We start from the raw sequence: 17,289 nt of genomic DNA on the forward strand, positions 1-17,289 counted from the left end.
GCCGGCCCTGCCCTCTTTTTTTATGGTGCTGTATCTAATAAGGGGAAAAAAGAAAACCTCCTGATTACCCTTTAGGCATCCGACTTACAGCAGCCTGCCGCTCAGAAAAAAGGCGGCTATGGAAAAATAGATGATCACACCGGTTACATCCACCAGGGTCGCTACAAAGGGAGCGGAAGAGGTGGCCGGGTCCAGCTTCAGGCCCTTCAGCAAAAAGGGGATCATAGAGCCCGACAGGGTGCCCCACAGTACGATAAACAGCAAGGAAACCGCTACCGACAAGGCAACGAAAAACCAATGCACCCCGTAATCATAAAATCCGGTCTCCTGCCAGACCAGGATGCGCAAAAAGCCGATCAGCCCCAGCACACTGCCCAGCAGCACACCCGAAGCCACTTCCCGGCGCATGACATACCACCAGTCCCTAAGAGCAAGCTCTTTTAGTGCCATGGCCCGGATGATAAGGGTGGCGGCCTGCGAACCGCTGTTGCCACCGCTGGAAATGATCAGCGGGATGAATAAGGCCAGCACCACCGCTTTTTCGATCTCCGCTTCAAAATAACCCATAGCCGAAGCGGTCAGCATTTCGCTGATAAAGAGGATGATCAGCCAGCCCGCCCGTTTCTTTACCATGTCCAGCAGGCCCGTCTGGGTGTAGGGCAGGTCCAGCGCCTCCAGACCGCCAAACTTCTGGATGTCCTCGGTGTCGCGCTGTTCCATCACGTCCAGGATATCATCAAAGGTGACGATGCCCACCAGGACGCCGTTTTCGGAAACCACGGGCAGGGCCGCACGATCGTATTTCTCAAAGACGATCACCGCGTCCTCTTTGTTCTGGGTGCTGTTCAGGCTGACATACTGGTAATCCAGCAGGGACTCGATCTTTTTGTCCTCTTCCGCCATGAGGATGCTGCCAATGCGGATATCGTCAATGAGACGGAAATCATCATCCACCACATAGATGAAGTTCAGGGTTTCGGCTTTTTTGCCCACCCGCTTGATATGCCGCAGGGTCTGTTCGATGGTCCAGTGCCTTTTGACCTGGATGTAATAAGGGGTCATCATGCGGCCCACGCTGTTTTCCTCGTAGCCGATCAGGGAAAGGGCGATCTTGCGTTCCCGTTCACTCAGCAGGTTGACGGCTTCCTTGATGAGGGTGTCGGGAAAATTGGCAAACACCTGGGTACGGTCATCCGGAGGCATGTTTTGCAGGACTTCTGCGATCTGCTCGCTTCCCAGGCTCCGTAAAATATTTTCCTGCGTGGGCTGGTCCAGGTAGGCAAATACTTCTCCCTTCAGGTTGCCGGGCAGCAGCAGGAAAGCAATGGCCTGCTGCTCCAGCTCCATCTGCTCCAGGTTTTCGGCAATATCATTGGGATGTTTGTCGACCAGGTCCCTGGGTTGTACGCTCATAAATCATCATTATTACTTTAGAAAAAAGGTTACCGTACGTAAAGGGGGCGCAAAATTACCGGTTGCCGTTCATAAAAATGCCCTGGCGGCCGGCACTTCGGGATTTTCCGGCCGCCGGTTGGCTCCTGTTCGCGGTGAAATCGGATGTCCTTTCAAGCGTATGGTTCCTAAGGCGTTCCCAGCAGGGGGCGGATCTGCGGGCCTTACTTTTTCAGCACGAGTTTCAGGGTTTGGGAGCCGGAGGCGGTTTGCAGCCGGACAAAATAAACCCCGCTGGAAAGCCCCGTGCCCTCCAGCACAAAGACCTGCTGGCTGCCGGCGGTAGCCTTGCCCTGTTTCAGCAGGGAAACCACCCTGCCGCGGCTGTCCAACAACGTCAGGAAATAGTCGCCCCCCTTCGGAAGGGTGTAGGTGACCGTGGCCGGGCCGGAGAAGGGATTGGGGAAGGCGAGTAATTCCGCCCGGATGGTGGCAGAAGCCGCCGCTACGGTTGCCTGCTCTGCCGGGGAAGAGATCGCCGTCATCCGGGCCGGGCCCGCCGGATTGTCCGTTGCCAGGACGGAAACGGCCAGCAGGGGATCCTCGCTGGAGGCCAGGATCACAACATCGGAGGTGCAGGCCTGGTGAGTAGAGGTGGCGTAATTAAACAAATAGTTGTTGAATAAGTAATTTCTGCTCATCAGGGTGATGGGGGGGCCAAAGGCGATCGGGGAAAGAGCGGATTCGCGATACAGGATGTCGCCGCCATTTTCCAGCGAACTGTACACCACCCGGATTTTTCCCAGGGCCTCGTTAAGCAGCACGATCGGGCGGGTCCCTTCGTTGGCCGTTACCGGGTAGAGGTTATCCCAGACGCCCGTGGGCCGGCGCACCAGCAGCGACACCTTGGGGTAGCCGGGGCTGTCGTACCCGGTCTTCACGGCACAATACAGGGTACCGTCGCTGGTGGCCATGAGGTTCATGTGGTCATCGGCCATTCCATATTTTTTCCGCAGCGCCGATTGGGCGGCCGGCACCTCGTCCGCGGACCACAGGTAGGGGTCACTGCCATTGGTATGGGTCTTAAAGCCAAAGCGCTGGGTAAGCTGGTTAGACCAGAAAACCCCGATTTTGCCCGGCAGGGCCGTAACTGCGCAAATGTCATCGGTCATGATCCCGGTAGCGATGGTGACCGGGTCGCTCCAGTTGGAGTAGGGTGCCTGGCTCCGGCGTACCTTGATCTCGCCGGCATCATCCGAGGCGATCCACATCGTGCCGGCGCCGTCGATGGCCAGGGTGGCCGTTTCGGTATCGGGTTCAAAGACGAGGGTGATCACCTGTTTTCGCCCGCTCCACAGTTTATAGGTTCCGGCCACCGGGTCGTATTCCACGGATACCAGGTACGAGTTGCCCCCTCCCCCGCGAAACAGCAGGATATGCACCACGCCTCCCACCACCTGGCAGTCCGCCTTGGAGTTTTTGGAACTGGCAATTTTCAGCACTTCGTTCCAGGAGGCGCCGTCCAGGCGGAGCAGTTTCGTACCCTCGGCAGTGGCCAGCACCGACCACCATTTTCCCGCATAGGTCCACAGTTTGGCCTGGGGCTTCTGGCCCGTATGGCTGGAAATGGGCAGGGCGCTGATATCGGAAAAGGAAGCAAATCCCTGTACGGGCGCCGGGTAGATGGTACAGGTCTCACCGGCGGCAAAACCACCGCTAAGCGCATTGCCGGCAAGGTCGGTAATGTCCGTCCCACTGGGATTGAGGTCCAGCCGCAGGGTGCCGCTGCCGGCAATTGCCCTTACCGTCACCTCATAGGTGGTGCCGTCGGTGCCGATCGGGGTGACGGCATCGGTGCCTTCCGCTCCTGCGGTTTCCAGGGCCAGCAGTGCCAATGTGCCCCGGACATTGCCGGTCAGGGGAGTGGCCGAAAAGTCCAGACCATCCACACCCAGTACGGGTTCCGAAAAGATCACCCTCCAGTTTACCGAGGTGGCACTGAGGGTGTCGGCAGCGGACAATGTGCGGCTGATGCCTACCACCGTGGGCGGTATATCGTCCAGGGCTTCGGTCCCCATTGCAGGCGCCGGGTCGCCTGGAGAGAGGGTGATAAGACTTTCGCCGGAGTATGCTCCGAAGCCGGAAGGAAGCGGCAGCTGGGCAGAGGAACAGAAAGCGGATAATAAGGTGATGCATAGGAAAAGGAGGGTAGCATTTTTCATAGTTGATGAAATTTTGAATATTGGATAGCAAAGCCGCGCACGACGCAGGCGGCGTTTATGGATGTATGAATAGGCTGTAGGCACTGTGAAAAGTGCCGGGCTGGAGCCGGGTCTTTCACATAAACAGTTGCCGGGCAGAGAACAAGGAAGCCAATGATGAGCTTAATAAAAAAATATACGGGTCTGCAGATGGCCTTGTTGCATGCGGCGCCATCTAGCACGTTACCTTCCTGATCAAGGCGCAGGACCGCAGGTCGAAACCGCCGCCGGGAGTAGCCCCCCGGATGACTGTTTTGAATTTTGTTCCGATCCTTTGCGGGTAGCCCTGGTCGATTGCCTTTGAAAAAGGGGTACGGGACAAATATAGAACAGCTTGTAAGCAAGGAGGGTTAGAGTTAGAACAGAATATTATTAGAAAACTATTAGATCAGAAAGCTTCGCAGCGCGTGATGGGCGCGGATAAAGGCCGTTGCGCGAAAGCTGCCTATAGACAGGGAACGTACGCTTCCGTCTGCAGTAAAAGGCTATGGGCGTGTCCTGCCGCTAGCCCTGTCCCATAGGACCGGCACAAGGCCAGTGGGGCCCGAACTTACTGTAAAGGAGCACTTCTTCTTCAAGCCCGGCAGGAACAGAGTCGGGAATTAGAGCGGGTTCGTTTTCCTCAGAATTCCTCTTTAGGTTTACAAAAAAACACCGGATGAAGCTGCTCGTCATTGAAAATGACAAAGAGCTGGCCGGAAGCATGGTGTCGTATCTGGAGAAGGAAAGCTATACCTGCGTGGTGGCATTCACCTGCGGGGAAGCCCGGCAAAAGGTGGCAGGAACAGATTATGAATGCATTGTGCTGGCCAGGGACCTGCCCGACGGCAGCGGTCTTTGGTTGCTGCAGGAACTCAGCAGGGACCTAAAAGGCGATGGGGTCATTGTAATTTCCGCCAATAACTCGATTGAGGATCGTGTCAGCTGTTTGCGCCTGGGAGCTGATGATTGCCTGGCAAAGCCGTTTCAGCTCCCCGAACTGGCTGCGCGGATCGCCGCCATTATCCGCCGTAAAGCGCCCCGGGAAAGCACGATGCTCAGCTTTTGCGAGATCCACATCGATCCGGAGGCAAGACTGGCCCGCGCAGGGAAAGAACTCCTGGAACTGACCCCCAAAGAATACCTTTTGTTGCATTATTTTATCACCAATAAGGGAAAAGTGATTTCCCAAAATACCCTGATCAACCAATTTTGGCCCGGTGAAACAGGCACTAATGATTCCTTGGCGATCATTTATGCGCATATTAAAAACCTGCGCCGGAAGCTCCGGGTCAAAGGCTGCCCGGATTATATCAGGTCTGTATACGGAATGGGATATATACTTACGAATGAATGAATGAATGAATGAATGAATGAATGAAGCGACTGGCTCCCGGTCCGCTGCTTTGTACCGAGTGTCAATATGCGGCTTTTGAAATAACGCAGACTTCGTTATATTTATTATGAATTCTTCATACAAAACTTGGATTTTTCCAATCAGGGCCGGATTTCTATTCTGGCCCTCTTTCCAATGAATCCCTTAAAAGGCGGGAAAAAGGCGGCTTCTGATTGACTGCATGAATCTACGCAGAGAGCTTCATTTCACCCAATATAGTACAGCAGTGGAAATTTCGCTTAGCGAACCACAACCGGTCAAAATCACTGAAGGAAGTGGAAAATGCCACCACCGGGACGGTGTCCGCCTGAAGGGCCAGCAGCGTCTGACGCCCATCCATGCGCGGCATGTTGATGTCCAGGACTATAAGACAGGGAGCATGGCCTTGTTCCTGCAACTCCCCGAGCAGTTCCAGAGCCCTCCGACCATCAGTAGCTTCTATAATAGGGCTGGTAGAACCGCCCCCCCAAGGGCTTCCCGAAGGGCTTCGCGGTCATCGGCATCATCATCGACTAAAAATATAAAATGCATAGGACTTTCAGCTTGCGGATCAAGGCGTCAAAGACTCTTTCCGCCGGAGCGCAGAAAACGCTTCAGGGAAAGGTTTCAATCTTTTTAGGGCAATCAAAGCACAATTTATAAAAACTATCCGCAAGACCCGGTTCCATTGATTCACAAGGACATGCCTTACGTACCGGCCTCTAATTGGGCAGCGCAACAGCATCTTTATAGTGTACCTGCAGCTATTCCTAAAGCTAACTTAAAGGAGGAGAGGGGAGGTCCAGGGAAAACCCATTCGCTTTTGCAATTTCTGCTATGTATCTTCACCTTGGTAAACTTCTATTTTCCAAGCAGTTAGTTTTTGGTTGTAACCCCTGTTTCCACAGGGGTTTGTTTTTGGCACCGTTCGCCGTTTCGTCAGAATGATACCCCAAAGGAACCGGCTTTCCGGAGGCAGCACCCTAAGGAAATGCTCAATCCCAATAAGGTGCCCTGGAAATAAGAAAGCTTATAAGCCGTCACATGCCCCTGTTACGATCCGGGGGGTACCGCGGTCAGTTCAAGCCATTCCAGGGACAATAATCCAATAGCCGGCTGGCCACCTGGAGCAGGGCCGAATACTGGGCGGGCTTGGTAAAAAAGGGAACGTTTTTGCCGGCAAACCATAACCGGTCGGCATCGTTGGAGGAAGTGGAAAAGATCACTACCGGGATTGAGCTGAGCGCCCTGTCGGCCTGGATGGAAACAAGGGCCTGCCGGCCATCCATCCGGGGCATATTGATGTCCAACACAATTAGGCAAGGAAGGTGATTCTTCACTTTCAGGTCCTGGAGGAGCTCCAGGGCGTGGCTGCCATCCTGCGCCTCCAGGAAGGAATGGGGCGAGCCGGCCTCCTGCAAGGCTTCTTTGAGGGCGTCCCGGTCATCGGCATCATCATCGACTAAAAGTATATAGCGCATATGGTTACCAGCTTATGGTCCTGTTGTTCCCGCCTTTTCAGGATTATATCATTCACCTTACCGGGTAATGCGGAAAAGAAAAAGCCGCTCCGGTGAAAGGTAACAGTTATTTTGGATGCAATCGCAGGTAAAAGTACGCATTGCCAGCCTGGCTCCCAGAGACTGGAAGCAGCGCTTTCGGATGGATAGGGAACGCAAATATAGAATAGAATATTTATTTTATATTATTCCGAAGCGGCAAATGGCCGCATGTGGAGCCGAAACAGCCAGTTTAATCGTTTAGACAAAGAGTAGGCAGGATGGACCGGAAAATAAAAAGCCCGAAGCCCGGCCCCAGAAGTATTTTAAAAAAGCGGCCGGGTCCGGAGCTTTAGGCCGGCAGCAGCACCTGAAAGGTTGCTCCTTTTCCTGGCTGGCCCAGCGCCCGGATAGCGCCCTTGTGGTTCGCCACCACCTTTTGCACAATGGCCAGTCCCACACCGGTCCCGGGATACTCTGATCGTCCGTGCAGCCGCTGGAAAATGTGGAATATCTTTTCGGCATTCTTCGGCTCAAAGCCAATGCCATTGTCGGCGACCTCTATCAGGCAATAAGGCCCGCCACCGCTGAGGGATAGCTCCCGGAGCAGAGGGTCGCCTTCGTGCACCTCCCGGTACCGGACAAAGATTTCCGGGGTGATATCTTTCCTGCGGTATTTAAGGGCATTGCCGACCAGGTTTTGAAACAGTTGGCGCAGTTGTGGGGGATCTCCGTGGATTTCGGGCAATTCGTCTATATGCAGCTGGGCACCACTCTGGCTAATGGAAGCTTCCAAGTCGTGCAGTACGTCGCCCACCACCTCCCGGAGTTTTACTGTTTGTTGCCTGTTGGGGGCGGCACTTACTTTTGAGTACGCCAACAGGTCATCAATGAGCCCTTTCATGCGAGCCGCCGCATGTTCCTGGCGGTCGAGCAGGCGGGCGTTTTCGGGAGAAAGCGAACCGGCCAGGCCGCTTTTCAGGCGTTCGGAAAAGTATTGGATTTTCCGCAGGGGTTCCTGCAGGTCATGAGAAGCCGCATAGGCAAACTCCTCCAGGCTGGCGTTGGAACGCTGGAGTTCCTCTACCGATTGATGCAACTGCAGTTGCAGTTGTTTGACGGCCGTAAAATCCGAGAAAGTGACCAGGATCTCGTCACCCAGGGAGGTACACATCATATCGATCCAGGCGTCTATGCCACCTCCCGTATAATGAAATTCAAAGCGGTTCATCCTGCCGGTTTCCAAGGTATCGCGAAACCGCTCAAAGAGCCCATTGGTCTTATAGTCCGGGAACCATTTGCTGCCCGTTTCTCCCGCCAGTGTTGCCGGTTTCTCGCCCAGGTAGGCGGCTACCGCACCGTTTACCAGTACAAAACGGAAGTCGGTGATCGCCCCTTGTTCATTTCTCAGGGGAGTGGCTGTAAAGATGCCTGTCTGCGACCGGTTGATAATGGTTTGCAGTTTGGTGGCGGAATCCTCCACGGCACGCTGGGCTTCCATGAGGGAGGTAATGTCCTGCAGGATGTTGAGTACGCCGTTCCGTACCCGGGTGCGCAGGGCCTTAAAATACCGCCGGACGAACGGGTTGAACACCGTAAAGGTGGCCCTTTCCCCCGTCAGGTAGACGTCGGTCATCTGGCGAAGGATGATTGCTTTGGTTTCACTGCTCAGGCCGGGCACCTCGGAAAGGCGGCGTCCCACCACTTCCTTTGGCGTAAGGTTGAAGATTTTACTGCCCTCTTCATTGCAGTAGGCATATTCAAAATCCACCGGTGTGGGGCTTTGGCCCTCAAAAACGGGCCGTGCCCACAGTAGGCCCTGGGGCTGGGCGTCAAAGAATTCGCAATAGAGGGCCGTGTCGTCCATTTTTTCATCCATAGTTGATCTGGAAAACCACAAGTTAAAAACTTTCGTTTGTGAAACAGGACAAAACCATCCCTTGATCAGCTTCCTTTCCCAACCTATGGCAATTATTGTAGCCGCATCAAAAGGATATGAACGGTCTTAATAGGCCATTTCGCTCCATTTCTGCGATAGGTCCCCGTTCTGATGTTCAACTTCGCACCCTTCGCCGATGGCCGTGTCTGCTTGATTATTACTCTGCCTTCACTAGATACTTTTCATCAATACTTGATCCAGGAGGCCGGGGCGGACATTCTGTGCTTTGGCCATACCCATAAGCCCTATCACCCTGTCCTGCCTGCTGAGCCGCAGTAAGGCGTACGTTTCCGCCATGCCGTCAATTTCGGTTCGGTAAGCAAGCCTAAGGACGGCAACCCCAAGGGCTGTTATGTGCTGCAGACCATTAACGACAACAGTTTCCGCAGACCGGGGAAGCAGTGCAGGTGGAGCTTGTGCGCTTTGTCTAGGATGTGGAGCAGGCGGCCAAGGCAGTGGAGGAAAGCCCTTTGCAGGATGAATTTGCTGATATATTGCGCAAAGCCTATTAACAGCCATTCCCGCTGGGAGAATAGAGCATTCAGGAAGGGCAACTTTCCGCCGGGAAGGCTGCCCTTCTTAGCTTATTCCATCCGTCTTGTATAAAAAAGGGAAAAAGAAAGCGCAAGGTCTATCAATTACCAGACATCACCCAGCTGGCTCAAAGCAATAGGAGCAGCTCCGTTATGACGGCTGGAGAGGTATTAAAATAAAATTAGAGTTTTCAAAAAGCTGCGGCCAGGCCAGTGTGTATACTACCTTGCCCTTGTTTCTACCCATTTTCATAGTTGCTTTTATAAGGTAAAGGTATACTCCGCCTTTGGGAGTATGCCTTTATTATCTTTCCTCAGATATAGGGGTATGGTGTAATCATCTAAAATTTTACCATGTCTAGGCTGTCGGTAGGGAGCTTACAGTATGTGTTGGCGGTTTATCCATCCCTTCTGCATTCTTTCCACCATGTCGACGCCCGCCATATCCTGGCTATTCAGGGTTATGGGGCGGGCACCGGCAGAAGTTGGAGAACCTACCCAATATGCTCAATAGTTCGCTTCTGTCACTTGGCTGTTGGCTTTCGGGAATTACCGGTCCTTTAGCATGGCTCTAACTTTAAGACTAATAACTTATTAAACAAAAGAATTTTCACTTATACATTCCACAAACCCCTGCGCGCTCCGTTATGCCCCTCTATCTTTGTACCCTGTTTTCTCAAAAACCGACTCCTTAGAACAGAGGACGGCTTGATTTTCCGGCTTTTGCCATGCTAAACGATTGCTACCATTTAAAAGCTTAATCCGACCAATAATATTTGCTGAAGTGATGGACTATATGTTTTACATGAGGGACCTGCTGGGCCTTTCACTCGCCGCCCGGCTCCGGCGTTGGAAAAAAGAGTTCCAGAACGAAAAGTATTACTACGCCAATTTTGATACTGTCTATTCCTATATCTTTCCCCTCCCTGGTAATAAAGGATTCCAGGTGGACTTTCGTATCTTTTGCAACCACCCTCTCAAAGCAGCTTACTGCGAAGATGGGCGGACAGCAATTCTAAGGCGCTCCTTTTCCAGCCGCGAAAAAGCAGAAAGCTTCCTGCAGGCTGAATTGCAGCGGGCTGCCCCCTTTTTCCACCAGTCTCACTTTTACATGGCCCGGGTCGGTAGTGGGTTCATAGAGCAATACTGGTAAGCGCCCCTTGAGTAGGTCCAGGAGATAGGCAGCAGCTATTGGTAATCAGGCCCTTAATGCGGCCACGCTTCAAATACTTCCGCGCTCCCTAATCCAAATCCTGTTCATCCAAAAAATCTTCAAGGGTACCTTGCTTAAAAGTTGCCTCCAAAAACTCCTGCAGAGTAGTCGCAGATTCAGCAGGCACTGCAGACTCATTTATTTGTATAATTTTCCGGTAGCTAATAAATTCCGAACCACTGGGACGAATTACCTTAACAACGGCAATGAGATCATCAGCATAGATATCCTGAGCAGCTTCCAGAAATAAATAGTCCGTGTCCTTGCCTTGCCTGCGGATAGGGTAAATTTTCTTTATTTTATTCGCAGCCAATTTCTTCTGCTGCTTATCCCAATAAATGGCATAATCCCCTGTAGCATATGCTTTCATCACCAATACAGTTTACAATTTCCAAATAAATGGGCCGGCCATTCATCCCCGTTTAAGGACTGAGGAGCAGTCCGCTATTTGTAAGGATCCTTTCGAATAGAAGCGGAATGATGTAATAATGTCATTGATTTTACCAGGTCAATGCTTCAGGCGCCTCATTAAACAAACGATCTATTTCAGCAATCAAGCTCCGCTGTCTTTTCATTTCACACCACACGGTACGATGGTGGTCGCTTTTTTGCGCTTCTATTAAAGCATCCAGTTCAACCTGGGACACGCCAGCATCCTTCTTATGTACATATTCGCGCAGCCTCGCCCTGTAGCTCAGGTAGGCGTATTTCCTTGCCTTTACGAGGTAACTCCTTGAGTTCAAACCAAGTACATCAATTGTGTATTCAGCTCTTCTCTTCTCCTTTGCACCAGATTTAAAAGGAGTGAAATTAAAGGTGTTCACTATATCAAGAAACAGAAATTCCATGGGATCTTCCGTGCGGGGATTAATCAGGAGGACGTATCCGGAGGGAATATTAGCTCCTGCCGGCAACTTATCAATAAGAACTTCATTACCCGTACCAGTTTCAACAACTGCAAACTGGTTGTCTTTGGGCCCATTGCAGGGTCCACATGCATAGCAGTAATTGGTCCATTGAAAACATTTTTCCGGGTAAAAATTTTTAGGATAAATATGCTCGACCTCATCGCCTTTGCTGTCTTCACAATAATTGCATCGTTCCGTACCGCCGGACATCTCGGCAAGATTTTTCCGCACTTCCCTGAAAGCAGGATTGTTCCGCTTGTTACGAAGGGAAAAAAGCCTTTTGGCTTCTGCTACCCGTTCCGGAAAGGTCGGCATCGCATCCACTTCTCCCTGGTAGGTATTCAGCAATGTTACTGCAGCTGCGGGTAAAGCAATATCATTTAAATGCAGCATCGTTAATATGTGAGGTTATAGTTTTGAGATCCAGGAACTCTTTCTGCTCCTTTTGCGACAATTCTCCCTTAAAAGACTTTAAAGACAGGGCTGCCAGCCGCTCGGATATCTCCTGGCCGGAAGGTGACTGGGTAACATTTCTCCCGAATAATTCAGTACCGTATGCGTCCAGCAAATCGCCATAGATCAGTCTTTCCCGATCCACTCCCGTTACTTCACCTGAGGGAACGTCCGTACCTGGAACGCGCAATCGCCATATAGTGCCCTTCTCAGCAGCCCTGCAGACCAGGGGGCTATGTGTCGTTACAATGAATTGCATTTTAGGAAAATACCTCAGGAACCACTCACCGATCTTGGTCTGCCAGGTGGGGTGCAGGTGAGCATCGATCTCGTCAATCAGTACCACGCCGGGAAGGTCAATAATGAAAATATCCTTATGAAAATTTTTAAAGACCTGGTTAGAGCCATAGGCGCGAACCATCTGCCGGATCAGTTCAAATATCAGACTCAGAATGGACCGGTAGCCATCACTCATTTGGGTCACATCAATTACCACATTATTTCCGTCGATAAAGGAAACACCCTCACTGCTGATCGAATGCAGCTGTGTGCCATGCGGCAGCAATCCGCCTTCGTTCAGAAATTTTTTCAGCATTTCCAGGATGGCACCTTCTTCTGTTGCAGGGGCAGAATCTGTACTGCCGGCCCTCTCCAGGCTTTTTATATGTAAATTGGTCAGCCAGTCGATCGCTTCGGTAAGTGCCACGTCCTCTCCAAAAATCGAAAGATGCGCTGCAGTCCTCGGATCGGAATAGTAAACTTTCAACCAGTCTTTTTCCCCGCCGGTAAACCTGCGGAACGGACCAAATGCACAGGAAAACCAGCCGCCGGCATTACTCCAGATATTTTCATGCGGGGCACCTTTGTTTCCCTCTAATATATAGCCGCTGGTGGGCATTTGCTTTATCGTCAACTTGGCGTCAAATGGCTTCGTTCTGGGACGGCTTTGTCCGATTTTACTATCAACATCACTTTTAGTCACCAAAAGATGAATTAAGCCCTCCTCTTCAGCGTTCTTTTTCACCCAGTCCCCTAGATTAATTCGTAAGGCCCTGGAATCTGCGGGCCCGATGATACCAAGTGCTATTGCCCGGACAATAGTGGACTTGCCCGAGCCATTGTCCCCTATGATAACATGCCATCCCTCCGGTTTGTCAAAAGCCATTTCAAAATTTGAAATAGACCTGATGTTATTGATTGTTATCTTATTAAGATACATATTTATTATTTTTCACGCCCATACAGTAAACATACGGACAATTGCTCCTTTCCGTACGACCAACTGCTGATCCGGGAGGCCGCCGTGTGAAAGATTGTAATTTCCGAACTAAGAAAGCCTGCCGCACCAATCCGCTTACAAGAGATTTTCATTCAGTAACCGATTCAACAGACGTTGAACGGTTTTCAGGTGCCATTTACCTCCGTTTCCGCGGTAGGTAGGCACTTTTCTTCTGTTCAGCTCTGCTGTGATTGCCCGCCCGGAGGTAATCCCCTCACTTCTAATTTCAACGATGTTGGAATGCAGCTCCATGGCAAATTGCTTTGCAGCTTCGCTGTTCTCTACCGATAACACATATTTTCCATGGCGCCCCAGCTCCACGCCCCGACGCTTGGCCGCCTGCAGGGCTGCTATGGTACGGGCGCTGATCTGGTCGCGCTCATATTCCGCGAACACGCCGTGGATCTGGAGCATCAGCTTATTGGCGTCGGGCATGTCTACAGCTTTGAAGTCGATACCGGACTCAATGATCCCGGAGATAAAATGCAGGTTCCGGGAAAGCCGGTCCAGTTTGGCGATCACCAAGGTCGCCTTCTGCTTTTTGCACTCCTCCAGGGCAGCGGCCAGCTCCGGGCGCTTGTTCTTCTTGCCCGACTCGATCTCGGTGAACTCTTTTGTCACCTCGTATTGATGCTGGAGGGTGAACAGGCGCACAGCCTCCTTCTGGGCTTCCAGGCCCAAACCGCTCTGGCCCTGCCGGTCGGTGGACACACGGTAGTAAGGAATCGCTTTTTTCATGGTTCGGGATCAAAAATAGGCATTTTGAGTACAAGTAAACGGACGTTTACTTGTACTCAAAATGAAATTATTTTTTAATTAGAAGATAGACAGCTTGACAGGCTGGCACCTAAAATGGCCAAACATTGTATCTTTTCGGAAAGTTTGACCTTTCGGTACCTAAGATCAGTTTTCAGGCCCTATAACAATTAATAAGCTGCAAATGATCAATACCTTCTTTTTGGAGCTGAGAAACCCGGACTGGGCTACCTTCCGGTTACAGCAGGACGGATCGTTTCAACGAGTTGCAAGCAATCCGGACTTCCATAAGGCCTTCCACGATAAAGCTCTTTCATTGAATGAGGTAATAGAATTGCAAATACCGGATCAACTTGTGTACGTTGAGGGTCAGGAATATTTAGTAAGGCCAACGGAAAAAAGTAAAGGATTAGAGCTGCCAAGACTTTATTATCATGTAGAGGTGAACAGGTTAGCACTTCCGGACCTCCCATCAAAAGAAATGATGGTTCAAACCATTACGGCAGGGAACGACGACACAATCAACTCCCTTATATTAACCGTAGACGGAAAGTTCGAACTAATTGATTTTAAGTCCATTGACAAACTGTTCTGCGATCCAAATATTGCCCTTATTTTACGTCCATGGTTAAATCTGGGCGGGGTCGGCATAAGTGCTGCAAAAAACAAAATCTTAATGGGAGCTTTATACGCTACGATGATTTTGTTCTGGAGAATGCATGTTCAGACGGGACACACAAACATGTACGTCGATAGTATTGGAAGCATGCCGGAACAAGAAGCCATTGATTCTTATTACACATTTAAGAAAAACATGGAAAACTATCGTGTTGAAAATGCAATCAACAAGGCTTTAAGAGGCCACTGATTTGGAAGCCGCGTAAGGGAACCAACAGCAGGGCAATCCCAAAGGCTATTGCAGGTATTTTGCTTTTGAGTTCTCAAGCTCCAAGCTAATACTAAATGAAAATTATTCTCTTTAAAAACCTCTCCGGGTACCGGTCTCCCTAAAGCCCATGACACAACTGCCTTATTTGAACAAAGACGCTGGCGGCAACTGGCGCATGGTTTATCCCGATATCGTTGAACAATACTCCGAAGAGTTCTGGAATGCCGTTGAAACGATGGACTACCAGCCTAAACAGGCGGAAAAAACCCTGAAGAGGATCATTTCCCTCACCGGCAGCGCTCACATGGATGCGATCCTCCACCTGGGCTTCCTTTTAAACGATACCAAAAGGAAAATAGAAGGCAACGCCCTCATTTGCAAGGCCAACGGCATCGCGCTTGAGGCCATTCCAGAGAGTTTTAATTCCCGCAGGGATAAAATCCACTGGGGTTTTTATGAAAACCGGCCGCTGCTGAGAACCTTTCATGCCGTAGGAGTGGAGTACATGCAGGAGGGACGCTATGAAAAAGCCATCGCCACTTTCGATTTCATGCTGCGGGTGAACCCCTCCGATAACCCCGGTGTCCGCTATCTGCTGCCCCAATGTTACCTGAACCTGAGTAAATACCTGGAATTTCTGGCCCTGGACAAGAAGCTTCGCGAAACCGCCTCCCCGGAATTCGTCTTTGCCTGTGTACTGGCCCATTACCGGCTAGGCGAAATGGACCGTGCAAAATACCGGTGGCAAAAGGCAAAGGAGAAGTTCCCCTATGTGGCCCAGGAGGTGGCCAGTACCACCCACGTCCTTCCCAAGGATGAATTTGAGCGGTCGTTCCGCGGACTGGCCACGGTGGGCAGTCGGCTGCAGGCCTACTACTACTGGGAGGATACAAGGGAATTATGGGAAAACGATAAGGCTCTAAAGCGGTTCTTGCAGGAGAATTAAGGAAGGCTTTTGCAGTGTTCCTTTTTATTGCTTCCCCTTTCTGCCGTCCGGGAATTGGGGCACATTAAAGGTTGCCTTTAACCCCAAAAGCAGCCCTGTTTATCTTCATCAACAAGCTTTACAAAGTCCCGGATGTTCTTTACGGTCGGCTTGGGAGAATAACTGTGCCATTTCAGATCAGCCCGCTGCCAGAAAACCTTCCACTGGTTCTCCGTTTTCACAAAGGTGGCTTTGGCAACAGGTATCTCAATGGTTTCGTCCGGCTTATCCAGGCGTGACCGCAGTTCCACTATAATCACGCTCTGATCTTCGATGCGATAACAAAGGTCCACCTGGTGGCGGATTTTTTCCGGTGGCCGCCGCCTTTCAAGGAAATTTTCCATAGCCTCTATAACTTCAACCGCTTGAAGGACATCTGTCGCCATTTCATTTTGCTTTTAAAGATTTGAATCGCCTACAGCAGCCGGCAGTTGCCATCCCTAAATAATTTGGAAATGTGCCGATAATGTAGTATTTGCCCTTAAAGATGCCTCCAGAATCGATCCCACCAAGAAAAAAAGAATGGAAATAGAAAAGTGAGACACTATGAACCATACTGTCTCAAGCTCCTCTCAAAAAAAGAAAAGCCTAAACGACTATTCCTTTCAGTTACAAAAGGATAAGAAAATAAGCGCTAAGCAGCATCGCTTTTCCGAGGGAATAAAAAACTAGCCCTATATTTTCCCATGACCAATAAACCCATAAATTCGAGTTGGACCATTTATATCCCTGTACTACTCTTAAAATTAAAAAATAAATGAATAAAAAGAACCTTCCGTTATCTTTATTAAAGGATACTGATCAGCTTCTAAAAGAATTCCAAAAGCTAACTTTTGAAAATGAAGACATTATACATAAAATAGACGATGATAAATCCTTACTTCTTTTTAGGGATAAAGAACACCCATCGTTTTATTTTCAAGTTACAACCCCAAATCAAACTTCAGACCACCGCTCATTTTTCCATTTCCAATTTGTACCACATAATGAGCATTCAATTGAAAGAAATGCAACTTTTAATAATGCGTTACCCGAAGTAGTAAAAAACTTCAATTATTGGATAAGTTTATTAAGACAATACAACGAGATAAACTTAAGTGAGGAAGACTTTATTACACAGCAGTATGAAGAAGAACTATTTCATGAGTTTGAAATCGTAGATGATGACGCATATATAAAGCCGTTTGAACATGAAAAGCAAATCTTTCTTTATAAGCTTTTGACCTATGTTGAATCAGAACTTAAAAAGGAAGATAACCGAGATGTAAAAATTCAAGAACTGATATGTGAAACTCAAGACCTAAAGGAAAATATTCAGAACTTAACTAAAAAGAATGTTATTAGGAAGCTTTCCAAAATTTTTGCAAAAGTAAAAAAGCATGGCATTAAACTATTTCAAGAAGTTTTGAACGAGGCAAAAAAGGAACTTATCAAAAAAGCATTAAGTGGAGGTATTGATGAAATCAGTAGTTTGATGCATCATACCTTTTGAATTCAATAGCTGTTCAGCGCCCAAAGCACTCAAGAGGCGGCGCCAGATGGAAAAATATTTAATTTAGCCTGTCTATAATTTGCACATTTTCACATCTGCACATTTGTACTTAATTGCTTTTTTACATTTGCAAAATGATATAATTTATTGATAAATAAATAAGTAAACATTAGGATCATTACACCTTTAAAAGGTAAATAAATCAACCGGAATCAATGGATCTAATTAGTAGGAGGACAAAAGCTGCGTTTCAGGACTTTGAAATACTCCCAAGTCTTCGGACAATTTCTTGATGTTGCTAAGAGATGATTTTCGGCGCTTTAAAATGAATGATTG

The 17,289-nt window shown here is 49.6% G+C and carries 15 protein-coding genes; 5 read left to right on the forward strand and 10 right to left on the reverse strand.

Translation table 11 applies throughout. From position 1 onward, the window contains the following. Positions 1-84: 84 nt before the first annotated feature. Positions 85-1,413, reverse strand: coding sequence for a magnesium transporter (gene mgtE, locus V9K67_RS22210; RefSeq protein ID WP_336726396.1), 1,329 nt, complete (start codon positions 1,411-1,413; stop codon positions 85-87). 203 nt (positions 1,414-1,616) lie between these two features. Further along, on the reverse strand, positions 1,617-3,614 hold the full coding sequence (locus V9K67_RS22215) for a T9SS type A sorting domain-containing protein (protein ID WP_336726399.1): 1,998 nt from the start codon (positions 3,612-3,614) through the stop codon (positions 1,617-1,619). Between the two features lie 697 nt (positions 3,615-4,311). On the opposite strand from V9K67_RS22215, the gene V9K67_RS22220 reads away from it, so the two are divergent. Then, positions 4,312-4,989 (forward strand): response regulator transcription factor, encoded by a 678-nt coding sequence (locus V9K67_RS22220; protein ID WP_336726402.1) that lies wholly within the window; start codon positions 4,312-4,314, stop codon positions 4,987-4,989. Between the two features lie 226 nt (positions 4,990-5,215). Here V9K67_RS22220 and V9K67_RS27210 read toward each other — a convergent pair whose 3' ends face one another. From V9K67_RS27210 to V9K67_RS22230, 3 genes are all read right to left on the reverse strand, one after another. Continuing rightward, positions 5,216-5,473: a response regulator gene (locus V9K67_RS27210; protein ID WP_414696797.1), complete on the reverse strand. Its 258-nt coding sequence runs from the start codon at positions 5,471-5,473 to the stop codon at positions 5,216-5,218. A gap of 610 nt (positions 5,474-6,083) precedes the next feature. Next, positions 6,084-6,488, reverse strand: coding sequence for a response regulator (locus tag V9K67_RS22225; protein ID WP_336726405.1), 405 nt, complete (start codon positions 6,486-6,488; stop codon positions 6,084-6,086). Positions 6,489-6,858: 370 nt separating this feature from the next. Continuing rightward, a complete protein-coding gene (locus V9K67_RS22230) occupies positions 6,859-8,385 on the reverse strand; it encodes a PAS domain-containing sensor histidine kinase (protein WP_336726407.1) in 1,527 nt (508 codons plus the stop codon). Between the two features lie 1,398 nt (positions 8,386-9,783). Between V9K67_RS22230 and V9K67_RS22235 the strand changes: the two genes are divergently transcribed. Next, on the forward strand, positions 9,784-10,131 hold the full coding sequence (locus V9K67_RS22235) for a hypothetical protein (RefSeq protein WP_336726410.1): 348 nt from the start codon (positions 9,784-9,786) through the stop codon (positions 10,129-10,131). An 88-nt stretch (positions 10,132-10,219) separates the two neighbouring features. Here V9K67_RS22235 and V9K67_RS22240 read toward each other — a convergent pair whose 3' ends face one another. From V9K67_RS22240 to V9K67_RS22255, 4 genes are all read right to left on the reverse strand, one after another. After that, complete coding sequence (locus tag V9K67_RS22240; protein ID WP_336726412.1) at positions 10,220-10,561, reverse strand: hypothetical protein; 342 nt, start codon at positions 10,559-10,561, stop codon at positions 10,220-10,222. A gap of 130 nt (positions 10,562-10,691) precedes the next feature. Continuing rightward, positions 10,692-11,492 (reverse strand): HNH endonuclease family protein, encoded by an 801-nt coding sequence (locus tag V9K67_RS22245; protein WP_336726414.1) that lies wholly within the window; start codon positions 11,490-11,492, stop codon positions 10,692-10,694. Beyond that, complete coding sequence (locus V9K67_RS22250) at positions 11,476-12,771, reverse strand: AAA family ATPase (protein WP_336726415.1); 1,296 nt, start codon at positions 12,769-12,771, stop codon at positions 11,476-11,478. The genes V9K67_RS22245 and V9K67_RS22250 overlap by 17 nt, the downstream gene beginning before the upstream one ends. Before the next feature lie 135 nt (positions 12,772-12,906). Further along, a complete protein-coding gene (locus V9K67_RS22255) occupies positions 12,907-13,569 on the reverse strand; it encodes a recombinase family protein (RefSeq protein WP_336726416.1) in 663 nt (220 codons plus the stop codon). 202 nt (positions 13,570-13,771) lie between these two features. Here V9K67_RS22255 and V9K67_RS22260 point away from each other — a divergent pair, with 202 nt between their 5' ends. Both V9K67_RS22260 and V9K67_RS22265 read left to right on the forward strand, forming a co-directional pair. Then, positions 13,772-14,455, forward strand: a complete 684-nt coding sequence (locus V9K67_RS22260) for a hypothetical protein (RefSeq protein WP_336726418.1) — start codon at positions 13,772-13,774, stop codon at positions 14,453-14,455. Positions 14,456-14,621: 166 nt separating this feature from the next. After that, positions 14,622-15,422: a tetratricopeptide repeat protein gene (locus V9K67_RS22265; protein WP_336726419.1), complete on the forward strand. Its 801-nt coding sequence runs from the start codon at positions 14,622-14,624 to the stop codon at positions 15,420-15,422. A 77-nt stretch (positions 15,423-15,499) separates the two neighbouring features. On the opposite strand, the gene V9K67_RS22270 is transcribed toward V9K67_RS22265, so the two are convergent. Then, positions 15,500-15,847, reverse strand: coding sequence for a DUF3024 domain-containing protein (locus tag V9K67_RS22270; protein WP_336726421.1), 348 nt, complete (start codon positions 15,845-15,847; stop codon positions 15,500-15,502). 371 nt (positions 15,848-16,218) lie between these two features. Between V9K67_RS22270 and V9K67_RS22275 the strand changes: the two genes are divergently transcribed. After that, the gene (locus V9K67_RS22275; protein ID WP_336726422.1) at positions 16,219-16,953 is read left to right on the forward strand and encodes a hypothetical protein; all 735 of its coding nucleotides are present in this window, start codon (positions 16,219-16,221) and stop codon (positions 16,951-16,953) included. The last annotated feature ends 336 nt before the right edge of the window (positions 16,954-17,289 follow it).

It is taken from the genome of Huijunlia imazamoxiresistens (assembly GCF_037132455.1).
GTDB lineage: Bacteria > Bacteroidota > Bacteroidia > Chitinophagales > Chitinophagaceae > Flavisolibacter > Flavisolibacter imazamoxiresistens.